The 12,299-nt window shown below is 72.3% G+C and carries 11 protein-coding genes; 10 read left to right on the plus strand and 1 reads right to left on the minus strand.

From position 1 onward, the window contains the following. The first annotated feature begins 12 nt into the window (after window positions 1-12). Genes AB0N03_RS29505 through AB0N03_RS29545 form a run of 9 tightly spaced genes read left to right on the plus strand, consistent with a single transcriptional unit; the run spans window position 13 to window position 8,782 of the window. Window positions 13-1,092 (plus strand): SDR family oxidoreductase, encoded by a 1,080-nt coding sequence (locus AB0N03_RS29505; RefSeq protein WP_364378124.1) that lies wholly within the window; start codon window positions 13-15, stop codon window positions 1,090-1,092. Next, entirely contained in the window at window positions 1,089-1,868 is a 780-nt protein-coding gene (locus AB0N03_RS29510; protein WP_364378126.1) for a glucose 1-dehydrogenase, read from the plus strand. The genes AB0N03_RS29505 and AB0N03_RS29510 overlap by 4 nt, the downstream gene beginning before the upstream one ends. 56 nt (window positions 1,869-1,924) lie before the next feature. Continuing rightward, window positions 1,925-3,310, plus strand: a complete 1,386-nt coding sequence (locus tag AB0N03_RS29515) for a Xaa-Pro peptidase family protein (RefSeq protein WP_364378128.1) — start codon at window positions 1,925-1,927, stop codon at window positions 3,308-3,310. Next, a complete protein-coding gene (locus AB0N03_RS29520; protein WP_364378130.1) occupies window positions 3,307-4,371 on the plus strand; it encodes a thiamine pyrophosphate-dependent dehydrogenase E1 component subunit alpha in 1,065 nt (354 codons plus the stop codon). Before AB0N03_RS29515 ends, AB0N03_RS29520 begins: the two co-directional genes overlap by 4 nt. Then, window positions 4,359-5,333: an alpha-ketoacid dehydrogenase subunit beta gene (locus AB0N03_RS29525; RefSeq protein ID WP_364378132.1), complete on the plus strand. Its 975-nt coding sequence runs from the start codon at window positions 4,359-4,361 to the stop codon at window positions 5,331-5,333. Before AB0N03_RS29520 ends, AB0N03_RS29525 begins: the two co-directional genes overlap by 13 nt. Further along, window positions 5,330-5,893 (plus strand): hypothetical protein, encoded by a 564-nt coding sequence (locus tag AB0N03_RS29530; RefSeq protein WP_364378134.1) that lies wholly within the window; start codon window positions 5,330-5,332, stop codon window positions 5,891-5,893. Before AB0N03_RS29525 ends, AB0N03_RS29530 begins: the two co-directional genes overlap by 4 nt. Further along, window positions 5,890-6,870, plus strand: coding sequence for a zinc-binding dehydrogenase (locus AB0N03_RS29535; protein ID WP_364378136.1), 981 nt, complete (start codon window positions 5,890-5,892; stop codon window positions 6,868-6,870). The genes AB0N03_RS29530 and AB0N03_RS29535 overlap by 4 nt, the downstream gene beginning before the upstream one ends. Further along, window positions 6,867-7,931, plus strand: a complete 1,065-nt coding sequence (locus AB0N03_RS29540) for an alcohol dehydrogenase catalytic domain-containing protein (protein ID WP_364378138.1) — start codon at window positions 6,867-6,869, stop codon at window positions 7,929-7,931. Before AB0N03_RS29535 ends, AB0N03_RS29540 begins: the two co-directional genes overlap by 4 nt. Beyond that, window positions 7,928-8,782: an NAD(P)-dependent oxidoreductase gene (locus tag AB0N03_RS29545; protein WP_364378140.1), complete on the plus strand. Its 855-nt coding sequence runs from the start codon at window positions 7,928-7,930 to the stop codon at window positions 8,780-8,782. The genes AB0N03_RS29540 and AB0N03_RS29545 overlap by 4 nt, the downstream gene beginning before the upstream one ends. 26 nt (window positions 8,783-8,808) lie before the next feature. On the opposite strand, the gene AB0N03_RS29550 is transcribed toward AB0N03_RS29545, so the two are convergent. Then, the gene (locus AB0N03_RS29550) at window positions 8,809-10,449 is read right to left on the minus strand and encodes an FAD-dependent oxidoreductase (RefSeq protein WP_364378142.1); all 1,641 of its coding nucleotides are present in this window, start codon (window positions 10,447-10,449) and stop codon (window positions 8,809-8,811) included. Window positions 10,450-10,559: 110 nt separating this feature from the next. Between AB0N03_RS29550 and AB0N03_RS29555 the strand changes: the two genes are divergently transcribed. Continuing rightward, window positions 10,560-12,254 carry a helix-turn-helix domain-containing protein gene (locus tag AB0N03_RS29555; protein WP_364378144.1) on the plus strand — a complete coding sequence of 565 codons (1,695 nt, stop codon included), beginning with the start codon at window positions 10,560-10,562 and terminating at the stop codon, window positions 12,252-12,254. Window positions 12,255-12,299: the final 45 nt, after the last annotated feature.

A 12,299-nucleotide genomic window follows, 5' to 3' on the forward strand; every position in this document is an offset into this window, starting at 1 on the left:
AGGAAAGAGAACGTGAGCGAAACAGCTCCGCACGCACTCGTCGTCGGGGTCACCGGGATCGCCGGGGCCGCGGTGGCGGCTCGGCTGGCCGGACGTGGCTGGGCGGTCACCGGGGTCTCCCGCAGCCCGTCCGGCCTCGCCGGGGTCCGGTCGGTCCGGGTGGACCTCGGGGACCCGGCCGCCCTGGCTGCGACACTCGCGGACGTCGCGCCGACGCACGTGTTCCTCACCGCGTGGTCTCGCCGTCCGACCGAGGCGGAGAACATCGAGGTCAACGCGGGCATCGTGCGCAACGTGCTGGCGACGGCCGGAGGCAGTGCCCGGCACGTCGCCCTGATGACGGGGCTCAAGCACTACCTCGGCCCGTTCGAGGCGTACGCGGCCGGCGTCACGCCGGACACGCCGTTTCACGAGGACGAGGCCCGGCTGGACGTGCCGAACTTCTACTACGCCCAGGAGGACGAGCTCTTCGCGGCCGCCGCGCGGCATGGCTTCACCTGGAGCGTGCACCGGGCGCACACCGTGATCGGGCACGCCGTCGGCAACGCCATGAACATGGGCATGACCCTCGCCGTCTACGCGGAGATCTGCCGGGAGACCGGGCGTGACTTCCGGTTCCCCGGCTCGGAGACCCAGTGGAACGGGCTCACCGACATGACCGACGCGGGCCTGCTGGCCGAGCAGATGGTCTGGGCCGCGACCACGGACAGCGCGCGCGACGAGGCGTTCAACATCGCCAACGGCGACGTGTTCCGCTGGCGGTGGATGTGGCCGCGGATCGCGGCGCTGCTCGGCGTGACACCCGCCGGGTTCGACGGCAAGCCGGCGCCGCTGGAGCAGCAGATGATCGACGCCGCGCCGGTGTGGCGCGGGATCGCCGAGCGGCACGGGCTGCGCGAGCCGGACGTCGCCCGGGTCGCGTCCTGGTGGCACACCGACAGCGACCTCGGCCGGCCCGTCGAGTGCCTCACCGACATGAGCAAGAGCCGCAAGGCGGGCTTCACCGGCTACACCAGCACGTTGGACGCTTTCGCGCGGCTGTTCGAGACGCTGCGGGCGGAGCGGGTCATCCCGGCCGGAGCCCGGTCGTGACGGGCCGGCTGGCCGGCCGGACGATCCTGGTGACCGGCGCCGGCCGCGGGATCGGCGCCGCCTTGGCGCGAGGGATGGCCGAGCAAGGCGCCGCGCTCGTAGTCACCGACCGCGACGAACCCGAGGCCGCCGCGGTGGCACAGTCCATTCGCGACAGTGGTGGTCACGCCGTCCACGCGCGGGCCGACGTCACCGACCGGGACGACGTCCGCGCCGCGATCGCGCTCGCCGCGGCGGAGTTCGGCCGGCTGGACGTCTGTTTCAACAACGCCGGGTTCAACGAGCCGGAGAAGTTCCTCGACATCACCGAGCCGGTGTGGGACCGGATCCTCCGGGTGAACGCGTTCGGCGTCGTGGTCGGCAGCCAGGAGGCGGCCCGCCAGTTCATCCGGCAGGGCACCGGCGGCAAGATCGTGAACACCGCCTCGATCGCCGGTCGGCAGGGCTTCCCGAGCTTCGCGCCCTACTGCGCGAGCAAGGCCGCGGTGATCTCCCTGACCCAGGCGGGCGCGCGGGCGCTGGCGGAGCACCGGATCACCGTCAACGCCTTCGCGCCCGGCGTGGTGCGCACCCCGTTGTGGGACAAGCTCGACCGCGATCTCGAGCGGATCGGCGAAGGCGAAAGCGGGTTCGACGCGATGGCCGGCGACATCATCCTCGGCCGCCCGGCCGAACCCGAAGACCTCGTCCCCACCGCCGTCTTCCTCGCCGGCCCGGACTCCGACTACATCACCGGGCAGGTGATCCCCATCGAGGGCGGGATGGTCCTCGTCTGAGCGGGTCCGCACCCCTCATCGACTTCGGCGGTTCCCGCCGCAGGAAAGGAAAGCACATGCCGATCGCCACCTTCGGGACGAACGCCGTCGACTGGGAGACCCGGATCGACTTCGACCGCCTGCGCACGCAGCGGCTGCAGCGCCTGCGCGACCAGCTCGACAAGTCGAGCCTCGGCGCCGTCCTCGCGTTCGACTTCACGAACATCCGCTACATGTCGGCCACCCACATCGGCACCTGGGCGATGGACAAGCTCATCCGGTTCGCGCTGCTGACCCGCGCCACCGACCCGATCGTGTGGGACTTCGGTTCGGCCGCCAAGCACCACCAGCTGTACAACCCGTGGCTCGCCACCACCACCGCGGAGGCCGACGCCGACCCGCACGCGCCGCACCACGGCGCCGTCCGGCCGAGGACCGAGTCCGGGGCCCGCGCCGGGATCTCCACGCTGCGCGGCGCGTTCCACCCCGACGCCGGCATCGCCGACGCCGTGGCCGCCAAGATCAAGCGGGAGCTGGAGAAGTTCGGCCTGCTGGGCGAACCGCTCGGGGTCGACGTGATCGAGCTGCCGATCCTGGCGGCCTTGCAGCGCGCGGGCGTGACCGTCACCGACGGGCAGCAGGTGTTCATGGAGGCCCGGCGCGTCAAGACGGCCGACGAGATCTCGCTGCTCACCCAGGCCTGTTCGATGGTCGACGCGGCCTACGACGACCTGTACCGGTTCCTGCGTCCCGGGGTCCGGGAGAACGAGTGCGTGGGGCTCGTGTCCAAGTCGCTCTACGACCTCGGTTCGGAGTACGTCGAGGGGGTCAACGCGATCTCCGGCGAGCGGTGCTCGCCGCACCCGCACGTGTTCTCGGACCGGCTGATCCGCCCCGGCGACCCGGCGTTCTTCGACATCCTGCACAGCTACCAGGGCTACCGCACCTGCTACTACCGTACGTTCGCGGTCGGTTCGGCCAGCAGCGCCCAGCGCGACGCCTACGTCCGGGCGCGCGAATACATGGACCGCGCCATCACCCTCGTGCGCCCGGGAGCGACGACGGCGGACATCGTGTCGGTGTGGCCGACCGCGGGGGAGTTCGGCTTCCCGGACGAAGAAGCCGCGTTCGGCCTCCAGTACGGCCACGGCGTCGGGCTGTCCATCTGGGAGAAGCCGATCTTCTCCCGCCTGGTCTCGCTGGAGCACCCGGAGACCCTCGAAGTCGGCAACGTGTTCGCGCTCGAGACGTACTGGCCCTCGGCCGACGGCATCGGCGCGGCCCGCATCGAGGAGGAACTCGTGGTGACCCCGGACGGCTGCGAGGTGATCACCAAGTTCCCGGCCGAGGAGCTGCTGATCGCCGGGCCGCGCTACATCGCCGTGAACGGCGTGCTGCCGACCGCGCGCGAGGCCCAGTCACACCTGAACACCCCCATCGGCCGCGGGGAGGACCTCGCATGACGCTGCCGTTGCAGCAACACGCCTATGGCGAGCACCCGGTGGTGCTCCCGCCGCTGGAGAACCGCGACCTGGACCGCGCCGACATCGCCCCCGAAATCCGCCGTGCGTTGTACCGCCGGCTGCAGGAGCTGCGTCAGTTCGAGAAGCGCGCGTACGACCTGTTCATGCGCAACCTGGTCAAGGGCACGAGCCACCTGTCGCTGGGCATGGAGGCGATCTCGGCCGGGTTCGGCGAGGCGATGCGAGCCGACGACTACACGTTCGCCACCTACCGCGGCCACGCCCACACGCTCTCTCGCGGCGTCCCGATGGCACCGGTGCTCGCCGAGCTGATGGGCCGCTCCACCGGCCTGCTCGGCGGCAAGGGCGGCTCGATGCACTTGACCAGCGTCGAGCACGGCATGCTCGGCTCGTACGCGATCATCGGCGCGCACCTGGTGATCGCGAACGGCGCGGCCCTGTCCGCGCAGCTGCGCGGCAGCGGCCAGGTCGCGGTCTGCTTCTTCGGCGACGGCACCACGAACATCGGCGCCTTCCACGAGGCCCTGAACTTCGCGGCTGTGTACGCACTGCCGATCGTCTTCGTCTGCGAGAACAACCTCTACATGGAGTACACGGCGATCGCCGACATCACGGCCGTCGCGCGCCCCGCGGCCGACCGCGCGGCGGCATACGGGCTCGAGGCCCGCACGGTGGACGGCAACGACGTCGACGCCGTGTACCTGGCCGCCCGGGAGATGCTCGCCCACGCGCGGTCGGGCGAAGGCCCGTGCCTGCTGGAGGCGACGACCTACCGCCACGGCGGGCACTCGCGGGCCGATCCGGGGAAGTACCGGCCGGACAAGGAGGTGCGGGCGTGGCTCGACTACGACCCGATCACCGTCTACCGCGGCCGGCTCGCCCGCATCGGGGTACCGGATGCCGAACTGGACGCGATCGACACCCGGGTGGCCGCCGCGGTCGACGAGGCGACCGAGATCGCGCAGAGCGGCGCCGAACCCGACGGTTCGGCGGCACTGACCGACGTGTGGGCCGACGGAGGATCGTCATGGCGGAACTGACCTACCGCGCGGCCGTCGCCCGCGGCATCGCGCAGGAGATGCGCCGCGACGAGCGGGTGCTGCTGCTCGGCGAAGACGTCGCCGGGGCCGGTGGCGTCTTCAAGACGACCCCGGGCCTGCTCGACGAGTTCGGCCCGCGGCGGGTGATCGACACCCCGATCGCCGAACAGGCCATCCTCGGTGCCGCGATGGGCGCCGCGATGACGGGACTGCGGCCGGTCGCCGAGATCATGTTCTCCGACTTCTTCGCCGTCGCCTGGGACATCGTGGTGAACCAGATCGCGAAGACCCGGTACATGACCAACGGCCAGGTGACGCTGCCGCTGGTGATCAAGACCGGCAACGGCGGCAACCTGCGGTTCGGGGCCCAGCACTCGCAGTCCATCGAGAACTGGGCGATGGCGGTGCCCGGCCTGAAGGTCGTCACGCCGTCGACCCCGCGTGACGTCGTCGGGCTGATGGCCGCGGCGGTGCGCTCGGAGGACCCGGTGCTCTTCTTCGAGCACAAGGGCATGTACGCGAGCAAGGGCGAGGTGCCCGACGGAGAGATCGTCGACAGCCTCGGGACCTGCGCGGTCCGGCGGCCCGGGACGGACGCCACCGTGCTCGCACTGGGGCTCATGGTGCCCCGCGCCGTCGAGGCGGCCGAGGCGCTGGCCCACGAGGGGATCGACCTCGAAGTGATCGACGTGCGGTCGCTCGTCCCGCTGGACACCCACACGATTCTGGGGTCGGTGGCCCGCACGGGCCGGTTGTTCACCGTGGAGGAGAACCCGCAGCTGCTCGGCTGGGGCGCGGAGATCGTGTCCCTGGCCGCCGACGAGGTGTTCTGGGATCTCGACGCGCCCCCGGTGCGCATCACGTCCCCGCACGTGCCGCTGCCGTCGGCCGCGGCGCTGGAGGACTCGGTGATCCCCAGCGTGGACCGGATCGTCCAGACGATCCGCAAGAGGCTCGGATGAGCGTGACCGTCCCGTACCCCCGGCCGGCCACGCCGCGCGGCGGCCCGTGGTCCCCGGCCGTGCGCCGGCTGCTGCACGAGCGGCGCGTCGACCCCGCCCGGTTCGACATCGGTCCGCACCGGCTCACCTTCCGGATCTTGACCGCGCTGCTGGACGCGCGGCCCGCCACGGCCGAACCCGCGGAGCCGGCGGCCGTGCACCAAGCCGCGGCCGTCGTCCCCGACGTGCCGCCGGACCGCTTGACAGCGCTGCTCGACGACGCCGTGGCGCGGGTCTGGTCCGACGCCGGCCTCGGATCGCTGCCGCGGCTCGTGGCCGGCTCGGTGCCGGGAGTCCGGACCGTCCCGGTCGCGGCGCCCGGCGAGAGCGTGCTCGCCGCCGGTGTGCCCGCCCTCGACGTCGTGCCCGTGCGCCTCGCCGACGGCGAACCGGCGCTGGCCTGGCGGACCCGCGTGCCGTTGACGCTTACCGCGCCCGCCGAGCTGGACGGTGCCGCCCTGCTGCGGGCGATCGCCGACCAGCTGGCCACTCCACCCGACGAAAGGGGAGTTCGACGATGAAAGCCCTGAGGTTCACCGCCGCGGACACCCTGTCCGTCGACGACCTGGAGGTGCCGCGGATCGCCCCCGACGAGGTGCTCGTCGCGGCCCGGTCGGTCGGCATCTGCCACTCCGACATCGAACTGCTCGAAGGCCGCTACATCATCCCGTTCACCTACCCGATCATCCCGGGCCACGAGTGGTCGGGCGAGATCGCCGAGACCGGCGCCGCGGTGACGGACCTGGCCGTGGGCGACCGCGTCGTAGGGGAGTGCGTCATCGGCGACGACCACTTCGGCTTCTCGGTGAGCGGGGCCGCCGCGGAGTTCTTCGTGGCCAAGCCCGCCTGGCTGCACCGGCTGCCCGATTCGCTGTCCTTCACCGACGGTGCGCTGGTCGAACCGTTCAGCTGCGGGTACAACGCGCTCGTGAAGGCGGGCAACGTCAACGCCAGCGACACCGTGGTGGTGTTCGGGGCCGGGCCGATCGGGCTCGGCGTCACGGCCGGTGCCGCGGCGCTGGGTGCGCGCACCATCACGGTCGAGCCGGCGGCCGGGCGCGGTGAGGCGGCGCGGAAGCTGGGCGCCGAAGTGGTCCTCGACCCGTCCGCGGCACCCATCGCCGACCAGGTGGCCGAGGCGACCGGCGGCACGGGCGGCACCGTGGTGGTGGAGGCGACCGGCCGGACGGCGGTGATGGCCGACGCGCTCGAGGTCGCCGCCCATCGTGCCCGGGTCGTCTACGTCGGCATCGACGTCGGGGGCAGTTCGCCGGCGAAGCTGGGCCTGCTGCAGTCCAAGGAGCTGAGCGTCCGGGGCATCGCCGGGTCACCCGGAGTCTGGCCGGACACGCTCCGGTTCATGAACCGCGCCGGCATCGACCTCGCCGACCTGGTGACCAGCCGGTTCCCGGTCGAACGCGCCGCCGAGGCGATCGCCGCCTCCCGCGACACGGCGAAGAACATCAAGGTGCACCTCGAGTTCGGGGCAACCCGGTGACCGAAACGATGCGCGCAGCCGTCTACCACGGTCGCCAGGACGTCCGAATCGAAGAGGTGCCCGTGCCCCGGGCTCGCGACGGTGAGGTCCTGCTCGCCGTCCGGCGCAGCGGGATCTGCGGGTCGGACGCCACCGAGTGGGCCGCGGGCCCGAAGATGGTGCCGCTCACCCGGCGCCACCCCGGCAGCGGACACCTCGGCCCGATGGTCATCGGCCACGAGTTCGTGGGTGAGGTCGTCGAGGGCTCGGGCGGGTTCGCGGCAGGTGACCTGGTAGCCTCCGGTGCGGGTGTCTCTTGTGGACGGTGTGACCGCTGCCAGGAGGGCCGCACCAACCTGTGCCGCGGGTACTACACGCTCGGGCTGAACGCACCGGGCGGCCTCGCCGAGTACGTCGCGGCACCCGCGGGCACCCTCCGGCGGATCCCGGACGGGGTGTCCCTCGACCACGCCGGGCTGGCCCAGCCGCTCGCCGTCGGCTTGCACGCCGCGCGACGGGCGGGCGTCCGGCCCGGAGACTCCGTGGTCGTCATCGGAGCCGGTGCCATCGGCTCGTTCGTCCTCGCCGGGCTGCGGCACCTGGGCGACGCCGAGGTCACGGTGATCGACTTCGCCGGCGACAAGCTGGAGCGGGCCGGCCGGCTTGGTGCCGCGCGGACCATCGACGCCGCCGGAGACGTCGTCACGGCCGTGCGCGAGCAGACCGGCGGACGCGGCGCCGACGTGGTGATCGAGGCGAGCGGCGCGCCCGGGCAGTTCGAGAACGCGGTCCGGATGGTCACCGACGGCGGCCGGGTCCTGGCCGTCGGGCTGCCCAAGCAGGCCCCGGCGGTCGACCTCTTCGGCCTGGTCCTGCGGGAGATCACCGTCGAGTCCACCGTCGCGCACGTGTGCGGCGAAGACCTCGCCCCGGCCCTGGACATCCTCGCCGCCGGAGTGCTCGGCGGCGAGCTGCTCGACTCCGTGATCGGGCTGGCCGAGCTCACCGATCTCGGCCTCGCCCGGCTGGCCGCCGGGGGAGTGGACGGCAAGGTTCTCATCGATCCCGGGAGGCGATCATGAAGGTCACGGTGCTGGGACTGGGCGCGATGGGCTCCCAGCTGCTGCTGCGCCTGATCGAGGAGGGCGTGGACGTCACCGGCTGGAACCGCGACGCTCGACGGGCGAAGCGGGCGGGGATCCCCGCGCGGTGCGTCGCGGCTTCGGCTCGGGAGGCCGTGACCGGCGCCCAGGTGGTGATCACCATGCTCGCCGACGGCCCGGCCGTGCGCACGGTTCTCGGCGACGTCGCCGCCGTGCTCGGCGAGGGCACGCTGGTGCTCGACATGAGCACGTCCGGCCCCGGGATCTCCCGCGAGGTGGCGGAAACGCTGGCCGGGCGGCGGGTCCGGTTCGCCGAGGCACCTGTGTCGGGCTCGGTCGGCGCGGCCCGTGCCGGGACGTTGACGGTGCTGTTCGGGGGCGCGGCGGAAGACCTCTCCGCGGCGGAACCGGTCCTGCGCCACCTGGGCAGGAAGACGATCCCCCTCGGACCCGTGGGCGCCGCGTCGACGTTCAAGCTCTGCCTCAACGCGCTGCTGCACACCTTCAACGCCACCCTCGCCGAGGTGCTGGGTGCCGCGACGCGCGCGGGCATCGACCTGCGGACGGCGTACGACACGATCGGCGAATCCGTGATCGCCGCGCCGTACGTGCACTACAAGCGGGACGCCTTCCTCTCGGACGGCCTGCCACCGGTGGCCTTCGCCGTCGACCTGGTGCGCAAGGACCTGGAGCTGTTCCTCGCCGCGGTCGCCGACCTGGGACGCGACGCCCCGACGGTCGGCACCGCGGCCGGCGTCGTGCGGCGTGCCCAGGAGGCGGGCCTCGGCCAGGAGGACATGGCCACCCTCGCGCGGCTGTACCGGCCGTGACGCCGGCGGCCGCCGGGGAAGGCCGGTCAGGCCCGGTCGACAGCGTGGGCGGCCCGGTAGGCGAACGCGATGATCGGCCCGAGGGTCGCACCACCCGCCCAGTAGGCGCGCCCCGACGCCGACGCCACGCAATTGCCGACACCGTAGAGGCCGGGGATCGGGGCGCCGAGGTCGTCCAGTACCCGCCCGTCGTGGTCGGTGCGCGGGCCGCCTTTGGTGTCCAGGGTGCCGCCCGTGACCAAGGCGGCGTAGTACGGCCCGGAGGTGCTGATCGGCCACAGGGTCGGGTTGGCCCGGCCCGGCTCGTCCTTCACCGGGCCGTTGAACACCAGCTGGATCGCGGTCTCTCCACGGGCGAAGTCCTCGTCCTTGCCGCTCGCGGCGAAGACGTTGAACCGGTCGATCGTCCGCGGCAGGTTCGCGGCGAAGTCGTCGGCGATGGTGAAACCGCCGGATTCGGCGGCGAGGGACGCGAGCCGCTCGCGGATCTTCGTGGTGAGTTCGTCGAGGGTCGGCGCCTCGAGCACGTGCGAGTCGTCGACGCCCGCCGGGACGATCAGGCGGCCGTACTCGTCACTGGCGGAGTGGTCCTGGCTGCGCTGGTCCCAGAGCTGGACGAGCACGAGGTTCGGGTAGCTCCCGGTGGCCGGGTCCCAGTGGAAGAACGTCCGGGCGGCCTCGTTGTAGGGCAGCTTCTCGTTGGCGACGCGCTCGCCGTGCCGGTTCACGAAGATCATCGAGTCGCCGGCCACCGAGAACATGCCGACCAGGTCGGGCCGTCCGACCTTCTCCAGCGGCACCGGGCACATCCAGGCGTGGTTCATGGTGCCGAGCTGCGTGCCCAGCGTCGAAGCGATGCGCAGGAAGTCGCCCTCGTTGGTGATCGCCGCGCACCCCGGGTAGGCCGGCACGCCGAGGTGCTCGCGGCGCAGCTGGTCGTCGTGGGTGAAGCCGCCGGTCGCGAAGATGACGCCTTTGCGCGCGAGCACTCGTACGGTGGTCCCGTCCGCGGTCGTGGCCTCGACCCCGGCGACGCGGCCGCCGTCGAGGACGAGCCGCTGGACCCGGTGTCCCGTGCGCACGTCGACACCGTCGCGCTCGGCCGCTCCGGACATCTGTGCCACCGCGCACGCACCCCCGTCGGACATCGATTCCCGCGCGTCCGCGGGCACCAGCACGCGGCCGGTCGGCGCCTTGTCCTCCGGCAGCTCCGACCAGTAGTCCGGCACGTCCGGGCAATGCCGGTAGGTCAGCGCTCCGCGCTCGGCGAGCAGCTCGGCGGCGGGGCTCGCGCTCGTGTGGATGGCGCGCACCATGCCGGCTTCCCACTCGGTCAGGCCGGCCGTCGGGCTGCCCGGGTCGTACCGGGTCGGCTGGGAGAGGCGCGCGACGTAGCGGAGGAAGTCCTCGAACCGGTCCTCGATGCCGAGTGCGCGCATGGGCTCGTTGTCCGGCACCCAGTACCAGAACGCGGCCTTGCGGGCCGTGCCGCCGAGCTCGGGCGCCTTCTCCAGCAGGACCACCTCGTTGCCGAGCCACCGGCTGAACAGCGCCGTGGGCAGGCCACCCCCGCCGCCGCCCACCACGACCACATCGGTTTCGACGTCCGCGGACGTGAGCGGCGCGGGCCGGGCACTCTCCCGGGGGGCTACGGAATCTGTCGTCATGCACTCACCTTGACGAGCCGGCGCCGCGCGCGGTTGTCTCACAATGAGACAGCCGGGCCGGTCGGCCGGGTACGGAACGCAGTCCGGCGACCACAATGGAGTGACAACGGGTGGCTTACGAGATCGAAACACGAGACGGGGTCGCCCGCCTGCGTCAGGCCAGGGAACTCTTCCTGACCGACCGGAAGCTGCCGGAAGACCTGCCCGCGTGGCTGTCCGAGGCGTGGCGCCGGTCGTGTTTCGCCGAACTGGACGTCACCCGCGACCACGTGCCCGCCGTTCCCGTCTCGCTGGAGACCCCGCTGGTCCGCGCCGCGACACCGGTGCTGGCCAAGCTCGCCGGCGACCTGGCCGGGCTCGGCGCCGCGCTGGTGCTCGGCGACCGGCACGCCCGCGTCGTCGGCTGCTGGGCCGACGAGGAAGCGGTGGGAGCCCACCTCGCCCGGATCGGCACCCGCCTGGGGACGGACCTGTCGGAGCGCTCCACCGGGACCAACGGGATCAGCCACGTCCTGGACACGGGCGGCCCGTTCGTGGTCGGCGGGCCCGAGCACCTCTTCGAGCTGTACCAGAACACCGTGTGCGCGGGTGCCCCCGTCACCGACCCGGTCACCCGGAAGGTCATCGGCGCGGTCGCGGTGGTGTGCGAGCTCGACGCGCCGCTGCGAGTGCTGCACGCGATCACGACCACGGCGACCGGTGCGATCGAGCGCGAGCTGGTGCATGCCGCGTCGGCGCACGAGCACCGCCTGCTCGAGGCCTACCTGCGAGCCGGGCCCGGCCGGTACCCGATCGCCGTGCTGGACGGCCGGACGAGGCTCGTCAGCGACGCCGCGGCCGCGCTGTTGCGGCCTCGCGACATCGACACCTTGGAGTCCTACGCGATCGAAGCGGCGAGGGACGGCACGCTGCCGACGACCGAACTGATCTTGGACGACGGGGTGAAGGTCCACCTCCACCCCGCGATACCAGGTGACAGCGGGGCCGTGCTGGTCGTCGTCGACCCACCACAGCCGCGTGCCGAACGCCGTCGCGCCAGGCTTTCGCTCTTCGCGGACGCGGGGTTGTCCGGCAGTTCGCCGGCCTGGCGCTCGCTGGAGCGGTCCGTGGCGCGAGCGAGCACCCGGCCGATGTTGCTGCTCGGTGAACCGGGTGTGGGCAAAGCCGACGTCGCTCGAGCGGTGCTCGGCGATCCCGTCGTCCTCGACGCGGCGGACGACGACAGCTGGCTGGCGGAGGTCAGGGAGACGCTCGCGCGGCCCGCTGTGCTGCTGTGTCACGTCGAACGCCTGCGCCGCAGTCTCGCCGCTCGGCTCGCTGCTCTCCTCGCCGAGGAGCATTCCGCGCGGGTGATCGCGACGTTGACCACCGGTAGCCATTCGGCCTGCGCGGAAGTGCTGCGCACCGGATGGTCGCCGGTCGAAATTCTGGTACCGAGCCTGCGTGAGCGGACGGCCGACATCCCTGAGCTCGCACGGCGGTTCGGCGGTGGTGTGCACCTCACGCAGGACGCGCGGGTGACCCTGCAGCGACACGACTGGCCCGGCAACCTCGCCGAGTTGAAGGCCGTGATGGCGTCGGCGGGAGCGGAGGCCGGCGGACCGACCGTCAGCGCGCGCCACCTACCGGGACGGCTGCGCTCAACCCCTGCGCACCCGCGCCTTACGGAGCTGGAAAAAGTCGAGCGCTCGGCCATCTCCGACGCGTTGCTCACGGCAAATGGCAACCGCGTGCAGGCGGCAACGCTGCTCGGCATCGGCCGCGCGACTCTCTATCGGAAGCTGCGGCGTTACGGGCTCGAGTGACCGTTGAGCCTGGTGTGGGGCAACCCGGTGCGCAGGATCGGGCCG

The organism is Amycolatopsis sp. NPDC051061, assembly GCF_040682935.1.
GTDB lineage: Bacteria > Actinomycetota > Actinomycetes > Mycobacteriales > Pseudonocardiaceae > Amycolatopsis.

Excerpts from the sequence above, each read along its gene's own strand:
- AB0N03_RS29545 (WP_364378140.1), top strand. The coding sequence starts at position 7,928 with ATGAAGGTCACGGTGCTGGGACTGGGCGCGATGGGCTCCCAGCTGCTG.
- AB0N03_RS29535 (WP_364378136.1), top strand. The coding sequence starts at position 5,890 with ATGAAAGCCCTGAGGTTCACCGCCGCGGACACCCTGTCCGTCGACGAC.
- AB0N03_RS29530 (WP_364378134.1), top strand. The coding sequence starts at position 5,330 with ATGAGCGTGACCGTCCCGTACCCCCGGCCGGCCACGCCGCGCGGCGGC.
- AB0N03_RS29520 (WP_364378130.1), top strand. The coding sequence starts at position 3,307 with ATGACGCTGCCGTTGCAGCAACACGCCTATGGCGAGCACCCGGTGGTG.
- AB0N03_RS29525 (WP_364378132.1), top strand. The coding sequence starts at position 4,359 with ATGGCGGAACTGACCTACCGCGCGGCCGTCGCCCGCGGCATCGCGCAG.
- AB0N03_RS29550 (WP_364378142.1), bottom strand. The coding sequence starts at position 10,449 with ATGACGACAGATTCCGTAGCCCCCCGGGAGAGTGCCCGGCCCGCGCCG.
- AB0N03_RS29515 (WP_364378128.1), top strand. The coding sequence starts at position 1,925 with ATGCCGATCGCCACCTTCGGGACGAACGCCGTCGACTGGGAGACCCGG.